The sequence below is a fragment of the Sphingomonas sp. TREG-RG-20F-R18-01 genome (genome assembly GCF_022662475.1).
Classification (GTDB): domain Bacteria; phylum Pseudomonadota; class Alphaproteobacteria; order Sphingomonadales; family Sphingomonadaceae; genus Sphingomonas.
This window is the reverse complement of record NZ_JAKNQQ010000026.1, coordinates 1-19,181: the sequence shown is the minus strand read 5'-3', so window position 1 is coordinate 19,181 and position 19,181 is coordinate 1. Positions and strand designations below refer to the sequence as shown.

14 protein-coding genes and 1 pseudogene are annotated in these 19,181 nt (G+C 59.4%); 9 read left to right on the top strand and 6 right to left on the bottom strand.

The window, feature by feature from the left end; genetic code table 11:
• The first annotated feature begins 475 nt into the window (after positions 1 to 475).
• The gene (locus tag L8K25_RS22080; RefSeq protein WP_242141184.1) at positions 476 to 2,572 is read left to right on the top strand and encodes an EAL domain-containing protein; all 2,097 of its coding nucleotides are present in this window, start codon (positions 476 to 478) and stop codon (positions 2,570 to 2,572) included.
• Between the two features lie 15 nt (positions 2,573 to 2,587).
• Here L8K25_RS22080 and L8K25_RS22075 read toward each other — a convergent pair whose 3' ends face one another.
• The 4 genes from L8K25_RS22075 to L8K25_RS22060 form a co-directional block, all read right to left on the bottom strand.
• Positions 2,588 to 2,764 (bottom strand): hypothetical protein, encoded by a 177-nt coding sequence (locus L8K25_RS22075; protein ID WP_242141183.1) that lies wholly within the window; start codon positions 2,762 to 2,764, stop codon positions 2,588 to 2,590.
• A gap of 676 nt (positions 2,765 to 3,440) precedes the next feature.
• Positions 3,441 to 4,445, bottom strand: a complete 1,005-nt coding sequence (locus L8K25_RS22070) for a glycoside hydrolase family 43 protein (RefSeq protein ID WP_242141182.1) — start codon at positions 4,443 to 4,445, stop codon at positions 3,441 to 3,443.
• Positions 4,442 to 5,494 (bottom strand): glycosyl hydrolase family 43, encoded by a 1,053-nt coding sequence (locus L8K25_RS22065; protein WP_347341172.1) that lies wholly within the window; start codon positions 5,492 to 5,494, stop codon positions 4,442 to 4,444. Before L8K25_RS22065 ends, L8K25_RS22070 begins: the two co-directional genes overlap by 4 nt.
• A 68-nt stretch (positions 5,495 to 5,562) precedes the next feature.
• Positions 5,563 to 6,507, bottom strand: a complete 945-nt coding sequence (locus tag L8K25_RS22060) for a Gfo/Idh/MocA family oxidoreductase (RefSeq protein WP_242141180.1) — start codon at positions 6,505 to 6,507, stop codon at positions 5,563 to 5,565.
• A gap of 206 nt (positions 6,508 to 6,713) precedes the next feature.
• Here L8K25_RS22060 and L8K25_RS22055 point away from each other — a divergent pair, with 206 nt between their 5' ends.
• The 5 genes from L8K25_RS22055 (at position 6,714) to L8K25_RS22035 (ending at position 14,558) form a co-directional block, all read left to right on the top strand.
• Positions 6,714 to 8,504: an IlvD/Edd family dehydratase gene (locus tag L8K25_RS22055; RefSeq protein ID WP_242141179.1), complete on the top strand. Its 1,791-nt coding sequence runs from the start codon at positions 6,714 to 6,716 to the stop codon at positions 8,502 to 8,504.
• Positions 8,501 to 9,352 (top strand): SMP-30/gluconolactonase/LRE family protein, encoded by an 852-nt coding sequence (locus L8K25_RS22050; RefSeq protein ID WP_242141178.1) that lies wholly within the window; start codon positions 8,501 to 8,503, stop codon positions 9,350 to 9,352. The genes L8K25_RS22055 and L8K25_RS22050 overlap by 4 nt, the downstream gene beginning before the upstream one ends.
• A 17-nt stretch (positions 9,353 to 9,369) precedes the next feature.
• Positions 9,370 to 10,518, top strand: a complete 1,149-nt coding sequence (locus L8K25_RS22045) for an aldose epimerase family protein (protein ID WP_242141177.1) — start codon at positions 9,370 to 9,372, stop codon at positions 10,516 to 10,518.
• Between the two features lie 16 nt (positions 10,519 to 10,534).
• Positions 10,535 to 11,671, top strand: coding sequence for a cellulase family glycosylhydrolase (locus L8K25_RS22040; RefSeq protein ID WP_242141176.1), 1,137 nt, complete (start codon positions 10,535 to 10,537; stop codon positions 11,669 to 11,671).
• Between the two features lie 148 nt (positions 11,672 to 11,819).
• Entirely contained in the window at positions 11,820 to 14,558 is a 2,739-nt protein-coding gene (locus L8K25_RS22035) for a TonB-dependent receptor (RefSeq protein ID WP_242141175.1), read from the top strand.
• Positions 14,559 to 14,667: 109 nt separating this feature from the next.
• Here the strand turns inward: L8K25_RS22035 and L8K25_RS22030 are convergent, their stop codons facing one another.
• Positions 14,668 to 15,387 (bottom strand): FadR/GntR family transcriptional regulator, encoded by a 720-nt coding sequence (locus L8K25_RS22030; RefSeq protein WP_242141174.1) that lies wholly within the window; start codon positions 15,385 to 15,387, stop codon positions 14,668 to 14,670.
• A 106-nt stretch (positions 15,388 to 15,493) separates the two neighbouring features.
• Between L8K25_RS22030 and L8K25_RS22025 the strand changes: the two genes are divergently transcribed.
• The 3 genes from L8K25_RS22025 to L8K25_RS22015 are packed head-to-tail and all read left to right on the top strand — an operon-like array spanning position 15,494 to position 18,607.
• Positions 15,494 to 17,074 (top strand): sodium/sugar symporter, encoded by a 1,581-nt coding sequence (locus tag L8K25_RS22025; protein ID WP_242141173.1) that lies wholly within the window; start codon positions 15,494 to 15,496, stop codon positions 17,072 to 17,074.
• Complete coding sequence (locus tag L8K25_RS22020; protein WP_242141172.1) at positions 17,065 to 17,952, top strand: 2-dehydro-3-deoxygalactonokinase; 888 nt, start codon at positions 17,065 to 17,067, stop codon at positions 17,950 to 17,952. The genes L8K25_RS22025 and L8K25_RS22020 overlap by 10 nt, the downstream gene beginning before the upstream one ends.
• Entirely contained in the window at positions 17,942 to 18,607 is a 666-nt protein-coding gene (locus L8K25_RS22015) for a 2-dehydro-3-deoxy-6-phosphogalactonate aldolase (RefSeq protein ID WP_242141171.1), read from the top strand. The genes L8K25_RS22020 and L8K25_RS22015 overlap by 11 nt, the downstream gene beginning before the upstream one ends.
• Positions 18,608 to 18,765: 158 nt before the next feature.
• Here L8K25_RS22015 and L8K25_RS22010 read toward each other — a convergent pair.
• Positions 18,766 to 19,181: pseudogene (locus L8K25_RS22010) on the bottom strand (glycosyltransferase family 2 protein); the annotation flags it as partial.

Sequence of the window (19,181 nt, the reverse complement as noted above, 5' to 3'; positions counted from 1 at the left end):
AAACCGGCACATCTTGGCCACCGTCTCCCGGTTCAGCCCGAACACCCGCGCCGCCTCGCGACGGCTGTGACCCTCAACAAACACGAAGCGCCGAACGGCGGCATAGCTCTCCACGGCAAACATCCCCGGCCGCTCCCAAAAAGAAGCAGCCTTACCAACGGCCGGATTTTACTCCGCCACGCTCAGCACCACGCCGGCGTTCCGATGGCCTGCTTTGTCACCGCCGCATCCACACAGCTATGCTCGTGCAGGGGTCGTCCACCGCATCAGGTCAATATGATTGCGTTACTTGTAGAGCGAGCGGTCGTGTTCGAATTTAATCCGGCGGTTTGATCGGCCCGGGATGACGGCCTGTATGTTGCAGCGAAAAGCGGAACTACTCTGGCTTGCGGTAGCGTATCTGGAACGAACGCTAATTTAACCAGTTTGGCTGCATGCTCGCATCGTGCAAGGCGAACATGGACGATACGCAGTTATGACTGAAGTTCCGGGAAAGCCGCTTGATTCCGGCATCCTCTTCGATGCGCTTCCAACCGGGGTGGCATTGCTGGACAGCCGTCATCGTATCGTCGATGCGAATGCCAGCTTTTGGTCAGCCGTGAGCACTGACACTGAAAATAGAGCCACCTTCCAAAGTCTTTTTGCGGCCGAACCCGCTGCTTTTTGTGGTTCAGGTGCCACCATCGTGCTGGGCGATCGACATTATACACTGGTCGTCCGATTGATCGCTGAAGTCGGCGCGGTCTGTCATCTCCATGAAGTGACGGACTGGGTCGAGGGGAAAACCAAAGCGACCGAATCATCGAATTGCGATACGCTTACCGGTTTAGCTAATCGTGGCGCCTTTCTACCCGAACTCGACAGAGCGCTGGAGGGCAGGGCCGAGGTCGCCTTGGTGATGGTAGATCTCGACCACTTCAAAAGGGTGAATGACACGCTGGGCCATCCGGTGGGCGACGCGCTCCTACGGAAGGTCTCCGAACGGCTGACGTCGGCGCTGCGCAAGACGGACCGCGTAGCTCGATTGGGCGGCGACGAGTTTGCAGTGCTCCAATGCGGCGCTGAGCAGCCGCACGGAGCCGAGATGCTGGCAAAGCGGCTCGTCGAACTCGTTGGTCGCCCCTATGTCATTGACGGTCACATGATCGATATCGGTGCCAGCGTCGGTGTGGCACTGAGTGGCACGGCCGACGACGCGACAGCGCTGATGAAGCAGGCTGACATCGCGCTTTACCGCGCCAAGCATGCGGGTCGGGGCCGATACTGCTTCTTCGAGAAGTCGATGGATGCCGAAATGCAGGAGCGGCGCGCCCTGGAGATTGACCTTCGCCGCGCGCTGGCCTTCCGGCAGTTCGAGCTCCACTACCAACCGCAGATGGATCTGAAGACCCAAATTGTCACCGGCATGGAAGCGCTCATCCGCTGGCGCCATCCAGAACGCGGCCTGGTATCACCGGCGACCTTTATTCCTCTCGCCGAAGAGACGGGGTTAATTATCCCGATAGGCGAATGGGTGATTCGCCAAGCTTGCGAACACGCAGCGGCCTGGGCGTCTCCGATACCGGTCGCGGTAAACGTCTCGGCCAAGCAACTCGCAAGTGGCAAACTCATCAACACCGTTGCCAGCGCGCTCGCCAACAGCGGTCTCCAGCCCGACCGGCTCGAAATGGAGATCACCGAGAGCGTGCTCATGTCGGACGTTGAGAGCTGCGTCGCCACGCTTCACTCGCTCCGCGATCTTGGGATCCGGATTTCGATGGACGATTTCGGTACTGGCTACTCCTCGCTCAGCTATTTGCAAAGCTTTCCGTTCCACACCATCAAGATCGACCAGAGTTTCATTCGCTCGATGGATTCCGAGAAAAGCGACGGGATCATTCGGGCGATCACGGCTATCGGCAAACACCTTGGCATGACGACAATCGCCGAAGGCGTTGAGACCGCAGCCCAGCTCGATCACGTCACCGATAGCGGCTGCGGCTCTGCGCAAGGATATCTTTTCAGCCGGCCGGTTCCAGCAGATAAAGTCGCGGCGATGCTCGAACGGCTCGCTGTGACCCCCGTCGGCCAAGATGACGTTTCAGACGCGCACGAAAGCGCTGCAGTTTCCGCTTCCATCGAAACGGGGCTTTACCGGCTGGTCTATTACAGCCGCAACACAATTATGGGCTTGGAAGAAGAAGTGCGCAGCACCGTTGACCAGATCCTCTCGACATCGCAGCGCAACAATGCGGCAGTGGGGGTTACGGGCGCACTGATGTTCACCGATGGACTATTTGCGCAGGTGCTCGAGGGACAACGGGCGGCGGTCGAGACGGTGTTTGAGCGAATCCAGCTCGACGATCGACACGACGAGGTACAGCTTCTCTCCTTTGGCCCGACCGATGCCCGGGTGTTCCCTACGTGGGCGATGGCCTTCATTGGCACGGCCGCTCATGGCGTGGCACGATTTGGGCACTATGCGGCCGCTAGTGGCTTTGATTTCGGCGCAGCCGATGGGGACCAGATTACATCGCAACTGTCAGCTTTGTTGCTCGATGAGGAACGCTTGTCAGTCCGCGCTGCGGCTTAATAGGTACCCAATCCCCTATGCGACGGTCGCAATCGGCACCTCCGCCACATCTGCCATCCGAGCGCGTTCGTCATAGGCTGCGGCAAGCCGGGTATGCGAACTGCGCGCCGAAATGTTGGCGGTATCAAGGGCGGCTTTGCGAGAAAGTTGCGCGCGGCGGCGCAGATATGTTGACTCGGATGGCTCGGTCATGGTGATCCTCCCAAAAAGGCTGGAGACGCTCTCGATCTCTCAGTCGCCGAATGCTCGTCCGTATCATCGACGCCGTTAGTGTTTAGCACAGATTGCAATAACACGCGATCCAACGGCCGCGCATCACGCCCAGCTCGACTGATTTACGCCGATACCGCGCGCTGCCGCCTATTCTTAATATGGGTATGCCGGTATAGAAGAAAGGCGGTTGCTGGTTCATATCCAGCATAGGCCGTCACTCCAGACGGCAGCCTTGGCCCTAACTATGGCCGTCGTCTGGAGACCATCGTCGACCGCACTTGGGCTATCTCGCGCAGCTTGGACGGGGTAACCGGAACGAAGGTATATGCGCCATCTAGAGAGTGCTAAGGTGCGGCGGCTGTTGCTTAGTGCCTGCCCCGAGCCTGATCGTGCGGACTATTGCTCTCCGTGATGGCTTAGGCTCGTTCGCGTTAAGATAGGCGTGTCGGCAGGCGTTGGATCGGAACCGCGTCTATTGCTACCTAAAACTCCTAGGGACGCTCAATATTCTGAGTTTTAAAAAATTTCTAATCGGCGCTAATTGTGCACTCCGGCCAACTCGATATTGGTCTCTTCAAACAATTTGCCCGATTTTTTGCTCGAAGTGGTTGAAATAGAAAGCAGCAAGTGATCAAAGCGGTGGTAAGCGCTTGGATCAGCGGGGCGGGGCGAAAATTGGTGTTCCGTGTGCAGACCAAGTAATGCGTTGGATGCGAGGCGCCCGTCGTGCCGTGCACTTCATGTTGGGCGCGGTATTGGCATGATAGACGATCCAGGTCTCGCGCCCGTCGTCAGTGGTAAAGAAGCCATTATGGCCCGGCGCGTAAATGCCCGCGGCAGGGACTTTTGACACTACCGAGCGCGGCGCTTTGCTCCAGACCGCCGGATCGAGCGGGTCGCTGCCGCGCGGGGCGCTTAGCAAACCGATCGCATAATCGTCGGACCAGCACGCGCTGGCGGAATAGCTCAAAAAAAGATCGCCTTTCGGCCCGGCGAGAAATTCGGGTCCTTCAAGGATCTGCCGGCCGCCGCGGCGCTCCCAGTCCTGGTCAGGACGGGCGATGATGCTTTCCGCCCCGACCAATGTCCACGGATTAGCCATTTCGACGATGGCGAGGTCACTGTCGGCCCCAACATACGGTGAATAGACAAAATAGCGTTTTCCCCCATGGCTGAAGGTTGTGCCGTCGATACCGGAATGCGCCGTCTTCAAGCGACCACGGTCGATCCATGTCCCTCGTGTCGGATCGAGGCCGGTATTCTCGAGCACAAAGACCCCGCGATGCGCGTCGTCGTCATGCCCACTCTCAGCAGCGGTGTAGTAGATGTACCAAGTGTCGCCGATCCGGTGCAATTCGGGTGCCCATATGGATTGCGCATTCGGGCCTATTGCGGGTGGCGTCCATACCGTTATTTCCGCTGCATTCGCCAGCCGTGCGAGATTTTTGGTTTTGCGGATAGCCAATCGGTCGCCGAGCGTATTCATATAGAAATAGGTGTCGCCCTGCCTCACGATCCACGGATCGGGACCCGAGGGCAGCAGTGGGTTGCTAATGGCCGACGCAGCACCGCGCGCCTCAACCGCCGCGGTCGGCATCTCGAGCGCGATCAAACTCACTATGGCTACTAGCGCGAATGGGCGGATCCAAGACACGTTCATTTGTCGGGGAACGCGGCGACGATCGCGTCATATTGCGTTCGCGAGATGCCGATCATCGATCCGTGGCGCAGCCCAGCGGGCATCTCGTAGCGATTCCATTCGGGTACGCCGCTATTGCCCGACACCTGGAACCACGGGCCAGAAAGCTTCGGTGCCATGGACAGGCCGTAACTAGTCCCGGCATACTGCTCGTAATATAGCATCCAGTCCTTGCTGTTGGACGCGCGGATCAGCGTCGGCGCTTCGCGAAAATTGGGGCTAAGCGGCGGACCTGGAAGCGGATAGGGTCCGAGCAGTTTGGCCGCGCAACTCATCCGCACAGTCTTGCCGGTAGTCCATTCGTAGGACGGGTAGCGCTCATCCTTGATGATCGCGCAATAGCCGCCTTTGCCAGAATCATCGTTCGGCTGGATGATCGTGTCGATTGTCGCCATGTCCCAGGCGAACAGCCGACGCGGCGGCGCAGCGAAGGTCTTGAGGTCCTTTGACTGGACGTACAGAGTGCGTTGGCTTCCCCAATAGCGCTCTGGATCTTCCTTCGAGCCTTCGAGGCTCGGCGTGTGCCAGGTCAGCAGGAATGTCCCCGAAGGCTTGTCGAAAAACAGTTTTGGCGCTCCGATCCGCTGGAGCGGATGTGGATAGCCCAGGACCGTCTTCAGGTCTGGTTGATAAGTGCCATAAGGCACCCAGCGCACTAGATCGTCCGATACCCAGAAGCGGATCAGGGGATCTTCATCGCCTTTGTTACCAACCAGATAATACCGCCCGTCGCCTCCGCGCGCCACTGAAGCATGGCCGTGATAGTCTGCAGAAACGGGTTTGCCCGAATTGACCTGTCGCCAGTGCAGCCCATCGAGGCTGACCGAGTAAAACAGGACGCCGTAGCGTTCCTTGGTCATGTGGAGGAAGAGATAGGCCTTGGCCGGATCGACATAGGGTGTAACCGGGCCGCCCGGCGCGACCTGCGCGCCTACGCCGCCACTTATGATTGTGCCGAGTGCCAAAACTAGCGGCACTCCGGAACGCACAATCGATCGAACCAAGCGCATCACTCAACTCCTCATTTATCTTTATATCATACAAATAGGATAGTTATGACTTTGTCCAGCGCGTCCCGTTAAAAATCAAACGATACAGCCCGCTTGTGGCGCGATACGAGAAAGGCGTCCGCCACGAGCTGCAGTGGGCGAAGATCCACATCGCTCTGCCGATCGCGGACGAGCGCGCTGAAGCGTTCGTAAAGGCGCGGATATTCCCCGGTCTCTAAGTCAAGGACCTCCTCGGCGCCGTCGATGGAGAGGCGCTTACCGCCTTCGGTCAAGAGTAGCGTCCCGCTGGTCGTCTCGACCGCGATGGTCCAACTCTGTTTGCCAGTCTGAAGGAAATCGAGATCGAGTTGCACCGGCGCGTCGTTGGGAAGGCGCAGAACAATTTGCGCAGCGATCGGCGATGCGCGATTAGCCGGCACGACGATCGTGCCGCTTTCGACAATCAGCGCCTGCGGAAGGATAGCGGTCACAATCGACAGGGCATTGATACCGGGATCGAATACGCCAAATCCGCCGGCGGCCAGGATCCACTCCTGCCCGGGATGCCAGACGCGAATGTCTTCTCGCCAGTGGATCGCGACGCGCGTCACAGTGCGCTGAGCGAGCCAATCGCGCGCCGCATCGACGCCCGCGGCCTCGCGGGAATGCCAGCTGGCGAAAAGCGTTACGCCCTGCTCAGAGGCGAATTGCTGCAACGCCACGACTTCGCTTACGGTCGCGCCGGGCGGCTTTTCTATCATCACATGCTTGCCGGCCGCGATCGCTGCGCGCGCGATACGATCCCGGCCACCCGGCGGGGTGCAGATCGACACCGCATCGAGCTGCGGTCCATCAGCGAGCATCGTTTCAATGCTCGCGAAATTGGGCTGATTGTTGAGCGTGGCATGGCGGCTCGCGGCGGCCATCAGAATGAAATCAGAGGAAGCGGCGATCGCCGGCAAATGCTGGTCGCGCGCTATTTTTCCGACGCCGATGATGCCGAGACGCAAAGGTTTGGCGGATGTGTTCGTCATTGGACGTCCTGATTTCGCAAAGCTTCGCTCGATCGCCGCATCACAACTCTCCGCTAAATTCTTTTATCCGATAAATCGGCTTTCTATCGATCCCAGGCTGAGCTATCAATCGCGAAAGCGTCGTCGCGCGTTCGGCACGCAGGTAAAGGCTTGGGAGAGGCAGGTATGATCGTGTATTCTTTCGCGCGGCGTGGGAGCGTCGTATTGTGAGCGACGACACGGTAAAATTGCGGTCGCGCGCATGGTTCGACAACACCGCCAACCCCGACATGACGGCGCTCTATATCGAGCGCTATCTCAATTTTGGCCTGAGTCTGGAAGAACTCCAGTCAAACCGCCCTATTATTGGTATCGCGCAATCGGGATCCGACCTTGTGCCGTGCAACCGGCACCATCTGGTGCTCGCCGAGCGCGTCCGCGACGGCATTCGTGATGCGGGCGGCATTCCGATCGAATTCCCGACGCATCCTCTGCAGGAGACCGGCAAGCGCCCGACTGCCGGGCTCGACCGCAACCTCGCCTACCTGTCGCTGGTCGAAGTGTTGTTCGGCTATCCGCTCGATGGCGTCGTGCTGACCATCGGTTGCGACAAGACCACGCCTGCCGCACTTATGGCAGCGGCGACAGTCAATATTCCTGCAATCGCCCTGTCGGTCGGGCCGATGCTAAATGGCTGGCACAAAGGCGAGCGCACAGGGTCGGGCACGATTGTGTGGAAAGCGCGCGAACTGCTGGCAGCGGGCGAGATTGACTACAAGGGCTTCATCGAGCTTGTCGCCTCGTCGGCACCCTCGACCGGTTTCTGCAACACGATGGGCACGGCGACGACGATGAATTCGCTAACCGAGGCACTTGGCATGTCCTTGCCCGGATCCGCGGCGATCCCGGCGCCGTATCGCGATAGACAGCAATGTGCCTGGGAAACCGGGCGGCAAATCGTCGAGATGGTTCAGGCGGATCGCAAGCCCAGCGACATCCTCACACGCGCGGCGTTTCTCAACGCGATTAAGGTCAATTCGGCGATCGGCGGTTCAACCAATGCGCCCATCCACCTCAACGCGATTGCACGTCACATCGGCGTCGAGCTGACGCTCGCGGACTGGGAAAAGACAGGCGCGGACGTGCCGTTGATCGTCAATCTACAGCCGGCAGGTAAATATTTGGGCGAAGATTATTATCGCGCAGGCGGTGTGCCTGCAGTGATGGGGATGTTGCTCGCAGCGGGCGAGATCGACGGCGGAGCAGTTGCGTGCAACGGCAAGAGCGTCGCCGACAATGTCGGCGGCAGGTCGACCGAGGATGTCGACGTGATACGGACACTCGCCGAGCCGCTCAAGCCGGCGGCTGGTCTTTCAGTGTTCAGCGGCAATTTGTTCGACGGCGCCGTGATGAAGTTGAGCGTCATTTCCGAAGAGTTTCGCGACCGTTATCTGCGCAATCCGTCGGATCCCGAAGCGTTCGAAGGGCGTGTTGTTGTGTTTGACGGGCCCGAGGATTATCATCACCGGATCGACGATCCGACGCTGGGGCTTGATGAAAATACCGTTCTCATCATGCGCGGGGCAGGGCCTGTCGGCTATCCGGGCGGAGCTGAAGTCGTCAACATGCGGCCCTCCGCCGCGTTAATCCGCGCGGGCGTGCATGCGCTGCCGTGCATCGGCGACGGGCGGCAATCGGGGACAAGCGGATCACCGTCGATCCTCAACGCGTCGCCTGAGGCCGCGGTCGGCGGCGGGTTGGCGGTAGCCAAGACCGGCGATCGGATCCGAATCGACCTCAAGGGTCGGCGCGTTAACTTGCTCGTTTCTGAAGAGGAAATGGCGCGCCGCCGCGGCGCGCTCGCGGCGCTCGAACAGACGCTGGCTCCGCCGTCGCAGACGCCGTGGCAGGAAATCCAGCGCGGCATCGTCGGTCAGTTCGATACCGGCGCGGTGCTCGAGCCCGCTGTCAAATATCAGCGGATAGCGCAGCTCGGGCTGCCGCGAGACAGCCATTGATCACCGTGCGCGATATCTCGCGTGATCGCCGCGACGCGCTGGGCGAGGGGCTGTATTGGTCGGCGCGTGAGCAGGCGGTCTATTGGACCGACATTCTCGGATGCCGTGTCAATCGCTTGCGGCTTGCAGATGGGCTCGTTGATAGCTGGGAGATGCCGGGGACGATCGGCTGGATTGTTGAGCGCGAGGACGCGTCAGGTTTCGTTGCCGGGCTAGACCGCCGCATGGTTGCGCTGACGCTCAATCCGTTGACGATCACGCCGCTCGCCGATCCCGACCGGGCGGGCAACCGGATGAACGATGCCACGGCAGACCCGGCCGGCCGGATTTGGGCCGGAACGATGGCGCTGGACGGCGCGCGGCCAACGGGCGCTTTCTACCGGCTTGACCAGAAGGGGACAGTCACGCGCGTGGATGATGGCTACCACATCGCCAATGGTCCGGCGATCACACCTGACGGTCGCACGCTGTTCCATACCGACAGTGCACTGCGGACCGTATATCGCTTCGAGATCGATGCAGATGGGGGTCTTGGCCCGCGCGAGACTTTCATTGACTTCGAGGAGGGCTGGGGCGACCCGGATGGCATGACAATCGATGCCGACGGCGGACTTTGGATCGCTTGCTGGGGCGCGGGTTGCGTCACGCGTTTCACGCCTGAAGGTCGTTGCGATCGTTCGATCTCGCTGCCGGCGTCGCAGGTCACCAATTGCATTTTTGCCGGCCCCGAACTCGATCGGATGTTCGTGACGTCGGCGTCGCACGGCGTCGACGAGCCACAAGCTGGCGCGCTATTTGAGGTCGATCCAGGCTGCCGCGGAACGCCGACCCATCGGTATCGCGGATAGGATAAGAGGAGAGTATTATGACACGAGCACATGGTGTCGCACTTGTGACGGGCGCGCTAACACTCGTTTTGGCGAGCCCGGCGGTCGCGGGCGAGGCGAAGCAAAGCAGCTTTGGCACGTTGCCCGATGGTCGCCCAGTCGCGGCGGTGACCCTGACCAACTCGCACGGTGTGTCGGCCCGAGTGATCGCCTTGGGCGCAGCCCTGCAGTCGATGATCCTGCAAGATCGGGACGGCAAGCCAATTGATGTTGCGGTTGGGTACGATACCCTCGAGGGTTACGCAACGAAGCCCGAATTCTTCGGTGCAACGGTCGGTCGCGTCGCGAATCGGATTGCCGGCGGCCGCTTCATCTTTGATGGACACACTTATCACACGCCGGTCAATAACGGCCCCAATTCGCTTCACGGCGGGACGAAGGGTTTCGACAAGGTGTTGTGGGAAGTCGTCGCCGTGAAGAGCGGCCCGACCGCTTCGGTGACACTACGCTATGTCAGTCCCGATGGCGACATGGGGTATCCCGGCACGCTGACCACCTTCGCCACTTACGCGCTCGACGAGCGCAACCAGCTGACGATCGAGTATCGTGCCACTACCGACAAGCCGACGCTCGTCAACATTTCGAACCACAGCTACTGGAACCTCGCTGGCGCTGGTTCGCCCAGCGGTGCGATGGGGCATATCGTCACAATCCCGGCCGAACGCTACACGCCAACCGACGCGACCGCGATTCCCACCGGCGCCTTGCCGAGCGTGGCGGGCACGGTGTTCGATTTCCGAACGCCCCATGCGGTTGGTCCGCGCGTGCGCGACGGTCGCGACACGCAGATCGCCTACGGCCGCGGCTATGATCACAATTGGGTGGTTGGTACCGCGGTTACCGCACAGCCCCATCTTATGGCGAAGGTCACCGAACCCCTCTCTGGCCTAGGCTTCGAATTGTGGTCGAACCAGCCAGGGCTGCAATTCTATTCGGGCAATTTCTTCGACGGCACCGTGGTTGGAAAGGGCGGACAAATCTACCGCATGGGCGATGCGATCGTGATGGAGCCGCAGCTCTTTCCCGACGCCCCCAACCAGCCCAAATTCCCATCGGCGCGGCTGGATCCTGGCCAGACCTATCGCAATGTCATCATCTATAAATTCACCCTCGGCGCGAAACGTTGAGGTGCGGGGAAATCTTATGAACAGACTCACTATACTGCTACTAGGCGCGGCTGCGACCTCCGCCTTGGCCAGTGCCCCCGCGGAGGCGCGCGAGCGCTGGTCATCGCAGCAGGCCAACGCTTGGTACGCGCAGCAGGCCTGGCTGGTTGGATCGAACTATACGCCAGCCTCTGCGATCAATCAGCTTGAAATGTGGCAGGAAGCCACGTGGGATCCAAAACGGATCGATTACGAACTCGGCCTGGCGCAAGGCATCGGCATGAACACGATGCGCGTGTTCCTGCACGATCAATTGTGGGAGCAGGATCCGGAGGGTTTCAAGCGTCGGATCGATGCCTTTCTGACAATCGCCGCCAAGCACAAGATCAGGCCACTGTTCGTGTTATTCGACAGCTGTTGGGATCCCAATCCAGTGCTCGGTCCGCAACATCCGCCGATCCCAGGCGTGCACAATTCGGGTTGGGTTCAGTCGCCGGGCCTGCCCGGGCTGCGTGACACTTCGCGTTACCCTAAGTACCGCGCTTATGTCACCGGCGTGATCGGCGCATTCGCCAAGGACGACCGCATCCTCGGCTGGGATCTGTGGAACGAGCCCGACAATCCGGCGGATCAATACAAGGGCCAGGACGGCAAGGAGCCGTTGGTGCGAGGCCTGCTTACGCAAGTCTTCGACTGGGCGCGTGCCGCAAACCCGACTCAGCCGGTGACGAGCGGGGTGTGGTGGCACGATGACTGGTCGCCGGGCGCCAAGCTAACTGGGATGGAGAAGCTTCAGCTTGGACAGTCGGACATCATCACCTTCCATGATTATGGTTGGCCAGAACAGTTTGAGGGCCGAGTGAAGCAGCTCAAACTGTACGGCCGCCCTGTGTTATGCACTGAGTTCATGGCGCGCGGTAACGGGTCCACCTTCGACGGCTCGCTTCCAATCGGCAAACGTTACAATGTTGCGATGATGAACTGGGGCTTCGTCGACGGCAAGACGCAAACACGCCTGCCATGGGACAGTTGGAAGAAGCCCTATACCATGGATGAGCCAACCTTATGGTTCCATGAGGTTTTCCATGCCGACGGGACGCCCTATCGGCCGGCCGAAACCGCATTAATTCGACGCCTGGCGGCGGCACCGAAGATGGTGGTGCCCGGCCGATAACTGTGAGGTGGAAGACATTGCTGGGTCACTGCGCGGCTGAAAGCAATGGTCGTGGTCTGACAAATAAGACTTGTCAGATAGGGCGTCTGCCGGTATGAGAGAGCATGAGCCGGATGCAAAAGTCGGCACGTTTTTTAGGAGGGGTGGAATGGTTTCCAAATTCGCAGCGTTATCATCGGTGTCCTTGTTCGCCTTGATCGGTGCATCGCCCGCCCTAGCGCAGGATCCGCCCAAGACCCCATCACAGGCTGCCGCGCCGGCTGATACAGCATCCACCGATATCGTTGTCACCGGGATCCGTGCCTCGCTTGCTAAAGCGGCTGACATCAAGCGCGACTCGTATAACGTTGTCGACTCAATCGTTGCCGACGATATTGGAAAGCTGCCCGATCGTACCGTCGCCGCCGCGCTTCAGCGCGTTCCCGGCGTGCAGGTCACGGTCGGCGACAATAACGAGATCGTAAATCCGATCATTCGGGGCTTACCTGACATCTTGACCACTCTCGACGGGCGAGAAATTTTCACTGGAACGGGTCGCGGCTTTAGTTACCAGGATCTGCCGGCCGAAGCGCTGGCGGGTGCCGACGTTTATAAGTCGAATTCCGCTGAATTGATCGAAGGTGGCGTGGCCGGGGTGATCAATTTGCGCCTGCACAAACCCTTTGATTTCAAAGGGTTTACTCTCGCGGCCAATGCGCGGGCTGTTTATAGCGGGAATGCGCAGGAGGTGAATCCGGTGCTTGGCCTGCTCGTTTCGAACCGCTTCGAAACTGGCCTTGGTGAGATGGGCCTGCTGGCGGATATCTCCTATTCGCACAACAAATTCGATCGCCCTGTCGCGTTCAACTGCGACTTCCGCAGCGGCACGCAAGGCCCTCCCGGCGCTGCCGGGATCATCGCGCCGACATGTGTCGGGGGCGTCGAGCAGCAAGGTACGTACGAGCGCAAGCAAGCTAACGTAGCCTATCAGTGGAAAGCTGCGCCGGGCCTCGAGATTTACGCCAACGGCCTGTACACGCGCTACAGCAACAAGTCGGCAAGCTATTTTCAGATCGATGACGTGTTTAGCGGCACATCCTTCAGCAATGTACAAAAGACAAATGAGTGCAAGGATTATGCAGTAAACGGTGCGGGCTTCTATGATCCCGCCGGTACGGTACAGAACCTGTGCACCGCCAGCTCATTCACTTCCACTGGGCACGGCGGCTTCACCAGCACGCAGGCGCATTACGATCGCACTTCGGTCTATATCATCTCGGGAGGCGCCAAATATAGATCGGGCAATCTTAGCCTGAGCGGTGACGTTTCGTACCAGCATTCGGAAGTGCGCAATCAAAATTTCATCTTGGACGTCTTTAAGTCGGGCAACGGCATCACCACCAACGTTGCAACTAACGTGAATGGCGGAACGGTCTATAATGACACTGTAAATGGTCTCGGCGATCCGACGAATTTCGCGCTATCGCCGCTCAACCAAGACAATGTCCGCGATCGCGGTAAGGAGTTCGCAGCGAAGCTCGACGGCACTTACAAGATCAGCAGTATCCTCGATAACATCCAGTTCGGCGCGCGCTTCGCCAATCACAGCGCGACGCATCAACAGTCGCTCGGCGGCACGTGCGGCACCGTTTGCGGGACGCTAATTTCGAACGTTCCGTTCCTGGATTCAAACTTTCTCGTTCACGCTCTTGGAACGCCGACTATCAACAATGGCTTTGGAATTATCGTTCCGAACCAGGACGAGCTGCGCGACCCAGCAGTTCAAAACAGATTACGCGCGCTTTACGGCCTAGGTGCTGGCTTCCCTGATTTTACACCGGACCGCTCCTTCTCCGCTACTGAGAAAACCTATTCGGGCTATCTTCAGGCCGCTTATAAAGTGCCGATCAGCGGGCCGATCACGCTCGATGGCCAGATAGGTGGTCGCTATACCCGCACCGAACGTCAAATCTCGGGGGCTTCGTTCGTCACTCCGGCGTCGACCACGGCGGTGCCTAACCCAGCGCCGGTGTTGACGCCGTTCGGTGCGACTACTGCCGACAACGACTTCCTGCCGAGCGTCAGTGCGCGGATGCGGTTTGGTGGCGGTTTGCAGGCACGCGCTACTTATTCGCGCGCGATCGCACGGCCGAGCTTTGGAGATCTCAATCCTGGGCTGAGCTATTTGATCTCGACCAACAGCTTGATCCTGCCGGCCGGGTCAGGCGGTAATCCGAACCTGCGCCCGCAAAAGTCCGACAGCTATGACGCGACGCTTGAATATTATTTCTCGCGTAACGGCTTCGTAGCCATTGGTGGCTATTATAAGGACATAAAAGATCGGGTGATCAGTCAGAGCCAAGTCGAACTCATCAACGGCTTCAGCTACAACATCACCCGCCCGCGCAACGTTGGGGCGGTGTCTCTCAAGGGGATCGAGGTTAGCGCACAGACCTTTTTCGACTTCTTACCTGGTCGACTCAACGGCTTCGGCGTGTTTGGCAATTTCACGCTCGCGGACAGTAAGGTTAAAACGGCCGGCGATCCCTTGTTCGGTCAGAGTATACAGGGCGTCTCGAAGTACAATTACAACATCGGTGGCCTTTATGACAAGAAGGGCCTAACCGGCCGCGTCGTCTATACGTACCGTTCGAGTTATTATGACGAGAATTATGGCGGAACCAACGTTCGCCCTGTCGGCCAGACTCTCATCCTTAACCAGGTACGCCCCAATGGCCGCCTCGACGCCAGCATCGGGTTTGAGTTCCGTAAGGGTGTGACACTTTCGATCGATGGTACCAATCTGACGCGCGCCAAATATCGCAGCTATTATGGGGATTCGAACTTGCCACGCGATTATCGATTCGATGATTCGTCCTACTCGCTTGGTGTTGCTGTACGGTTCTAATCCAGTTCACGAGATTCCTCTCAACCGGCCGATAAGCGTTTGCCGGACGTCTCCCCCCTTGCGGACGCGGTCGAAGCCGCGTCCGCATTTTTGTGTGACGCCTCGCCATTCAGTCGGTGGACGACCGAACGATTAGATCCATCACGTCGTCGATAATGCGCAGCATTGCGGTACGCGACGCTTCGGGATCGCGCGCTTCGATCGCGAACAGCACCGCTTCATGTGCAGCAAGATCGGCAGTTCGGCCTTGAATGCGATTGGTGAAACGGATCGAGGTACGCAATGCGGTGGCGACGACATCGCAGAACTGCGCGAAGAATGGATTAGTCGAAGCGCGTAAGATCGCAACGTGAAACGCGATATCTGCCTCGAGCGTGTCATCGTCGCCGCTTTCGGCCACTCGCATTCGGTTGAAACCGGCTCGTATGAGTGCCAGCCCGTTCTTGTCGGCAAAGGTTGCGGCAAGTGCCGCCGCGGCCGGCTCGATCGCGACGCGCAACTGATTAAACTCACGCAATAATTTGATCGAAAATTTGCGGTCAAGCAGCCAGCGCAGCACGTCAGGGTCGAACAAGTTCCAATCGCTGTCTGGCTGCACGATAGTGCCTTGCCGCGGCCGCGCGCTGAGCAAGCCTTTGGTTGTCAGCATTTTAACCGCTTCGCGGGTCACCGAACGGCTGACACCGTGCTGTTTCGATAGTTCCGCTTCGGTTGGAAACGCTTTTTCGGCATAGCCACCGGTGACGATCGTTTTTCCCAAATGATCGAGCAGCCCATAGGTTAGGTTGCGCCCCAGTGAGATCCGAATGTCGCTTGGATCGGTAGACATCGCTTGCACTCCTCGCACTTCGGCTTCTAAGTACCATAGATCATATAAATAGGCCGGCTGCTATCTCAGGTTTAGCGGGCTGAATTGCGTTGGGGAAGGGTTCGAGATGCAGCTAGCGACGATCGATATCATGGTGGTTGCGGTCTACTTCGTCTGCATCTTCGGGCTGGCGCAGTACGTCTCGCGCGACAAGGTCGGCGCCGGACCAAAGAACACCACCGACTATTTCCTCGCATCGAAAAACCTGCCGTGGTGGGCAATCGGGGCGTCGTTGATTGCAGCGAACATCTCGGCTGAACAGATCGTTGGGATGTCGGGGTCAGGCTATGCGATCGGCTTGGCGATCGCCTCGTACGAATGGATGGCGGCGCTGACCTTGCTTATCGTTGGCAAATTCTTCCTACCGATTTTTTTGAAAAATGAGATCTATACGATGCCACAATTCCTGGAGCGGCGGTACGGCCCGTCAATCCGGACGCTGATGGCGCTGTTCTGGCTCGCGTTATATGTCTTCGTGAACCTTACTTCGATTATCTGGCTCGGGTCGATCGCGGTCACCAAGGTGGCGGGCATCAACCAGGATTTAGCGCTCGTACTGCTCGGCGCGTTCGCATTGCTATATCAGATCCGCGGCGGGCTTAAGGCGGTGGCGTTGACCGACATCGTGCAGGTGACGTTGTTGGTGCTTGGCGGGCTAATCATCGCGGCGCTGACGCTCGGCAAATTGGGGCAGGGCGCTGGAATGATCGTCGGGTTCCATCGTCTCACCACTGCAATTCCCGATCACTTTCATATGATCCTAAAGCCGGGCAACGCACATTACATGGATTTGCCCGGCCTGTCGGTGCTGATTGGCGGGATGTGGATCGCGAACCTCAGCTATTGGGGCTTCAACCAATATATCATCCAGCGTGCGCTTGCCGCCAAGAACATCGCCGAGGCGCAGAAGGGCATCATTTTCGCGGCCTTCCTAAAGCTGCTAATGCCGCTCGTGATCGTGTTGCCGGGGATTGCAGCGGTAGTGCTCGCGCCCGATCTGGCCAAGCCAGACGAAGCCTATCCGACGATGATGGCATTGCTACCAAGCGGATTGCTTGGGCTGGTGTTCGCCGCGTTGATTGCGGCAATCGTCGCCTCGACCGCGTCCAAAATAAACTCAATCGCCACGATCTTCACGCTCGATCTCTACGCCAAGCACAGCGGCGGCAAGGAGCCGGGCGAGGGGCGTGAGCGGCACCTCGTGTTCGTCGGCCGCGCGGCGGCGGTGGTCGCCATTCTGCTGGCGATAATGACGGCACGACCGTTAGTCGGCAGTTCAGAGCAAGCGTTCCAGTTCATCCAGGAGTTCACCGGCTTCTTCACGCCTGGTATCACGGTGATCTTCTTGCTCGGCCTGTTCTGGAAGCGAGCGAACGAGGCGGGCGCGCTCACGGCGGCGGGGACTTCGGTAATCCTGTCCTGGGCGTTCAAGACGCTGTTGCCGACGTTGCCCTTCATGGACCGTATGGGGCTGGTGTTCCTGATCGCCCTCGGACTCGCGGTCCTAATTTCGCTCATCACGCGGTCGCGCGCTGATACCGACACGATCGACACCAAGTCGGTCAGCTACGGAACGCAAACGTCGTTCAACGTCGGCGCAATCGGCGTCATCCTGATCCTCATCGCTTTGTATGGAACGTGGTGGTGAGCGAACTTGCGTTCATCGCGATCGACTGGGGAACGACCAATCGTCGTGCCTACGCGATCGCTAGCGACGGCGCGGTGATCCAGTCGTTGCGCGACGACAGGGGCGTTCTGAGCGTGGCGGCGGGCTCTTTTGTGGGCGAGGTTGCGGAAATCCGAAAACGGCTCGGCGACGTGCCAGTGCTGTGCGCAGGAATGGTCGGATCGACGCGCGGCTGGGTTGGGGCGCCGTATGCGCAGTGTCCGGCCGGGATCGATGCTCTTGTGGAACGGCTGGTATGGGTGGAACCCGACCGGACTGCGATCATTCCGGGTGTCGCGCAATTACATGGCCGGTGCGATGTGATGCGGGGCGAGGAAGTGCAGGTCCTCGGCGCAGTGGTCGCCGGCATGGCGCCGGGCGACGCCTTGCTGTGTCAGCCGGGCACGCACTCCAAATGGGTACGGATGAAGCATGGCCAGATCGCCGATATCCGCACTGCCATGACAGGCGAAATGTTTGCCCTGCTTCGCAATCACAGTTTGCTCGGCGATTTTCTAAAAGCGGATGTGGTCGCGGGCCCCGCATTCCAAGAAGGCTTGGAGCTTGCCACGGACAATCACTTGCTCTCCGACTTGTTCGGGGAGCGGGCTGCGGTTGTGCTTGGGCGGCGCGACGTGGATAATGTTGCGTCGCGGGTAAGCGGCCTCCTGATCGGCCGCGACGTGCGCGATCAGGTGATCGCAGCCGGCGGAACCGTCTATATCTTGGCTGACCAGGCACTCGGCGCGCTCTATGCGGCTGCCGTGACAGCAACCGGGGCGCGACCCGTTATGCTCGACAGCCACGCTGCTTTTCTCGCGGGAATTACCGCAATTTGGGACACAATCGATGGACGCTGACACGCTTTTGACCACCGCGCTTAAGCGCTGTCCATTGGTTGCGATCCTGCGCGGCGTGAAACCGTCCGAAGTTGAGGAGATCGTTGAAGCGGTGCTCTCCGCCGGGATCCATATCGTCGAGGTACCGCTCAACTCACCCGATCCGTTCGATAGCATCGCGCGTCTGGTGCAGCGTTTCGGCGATGACGCGCTGATCGGCGCTGGCACCGTACTGTCGGTAGCCAACGCGCGCCGCGTGGCGGAGGATGGCGCGCGATTGGTGATTTCCCCAAATGTCGATGTGGAAGTAATCGCGGAGACCCAGCGGCTAGGGCTGGTCTCGCTGCCTGGCTATTTTACGCCAAGCGAAGCTTTTGCCGCAATCAACGCGGGGGCTAACGGCTTGAAGCTGTTCCCAGCAGACGCAGCATCGCCGAAGCTACTCAACGCGCAACGAGCGGTGATCCCGCGCAGCGTGCCGATTCTCGCCGTCGGCGGGATCACGCCTGTCACGATGTGCGATTGGCGCGGATCTTGCGATGGTTTCGGGCTGGGTTCGGCTCTGTATAAGCCTGGCATGGATGCTGCGCAGGTGGGGCGTAATGCGGTTGCCTTCGTGTCCGCGATCAATCGCGATCGAATGAAAACGCCTTCGGCAGGGCGGGCTAGGTTTTGATTTTCGAGATCGGTCATCAGCTATGGCGGTCGGGACCGAGTGCCCGGCAATAGAAGGTCAAAAGACAAGCTGAATAAACGGTAAACGTTGCGTAGCCGCGAAAGGCGCTCATAAACGTCGCTCGCTAGGCCCTCGCAGCATTTCGCTATCGACTTAACTCAGGCGTCGAGGCCCGCGAGGTACGGATGGGCGAGCACGCGCAGCGCATTGCGCGCACTGATTGCGGTATCGTTGACCAGACGACTGCCCGCGACGTTACGGTACAGCGCGACACAATGATCAATCCTGGCGAAACGGGCACCGGCTGCGGCTGCCCGGGTATAGAAATCCCCGTCATTGCAATTGTGGAAGCTGGGATCGAAACCGCCGATGCGGTCGACGACGGCCCGCGAAACGATCGACCAGCTCGGGCCAACCACTCCGCCGCTGGCAAGGCCACGGCGGATGCAGTCGCCATCCCAGCCGCATTCCGGGGCGCCGGGTGCCTCGTGACCCTCGACACGCGCAAAATGACCGACGACGATCTCGAACGCGCCATGCCCGGTGCCATCGAGCAGCGCCTGCGCCGCGCCCG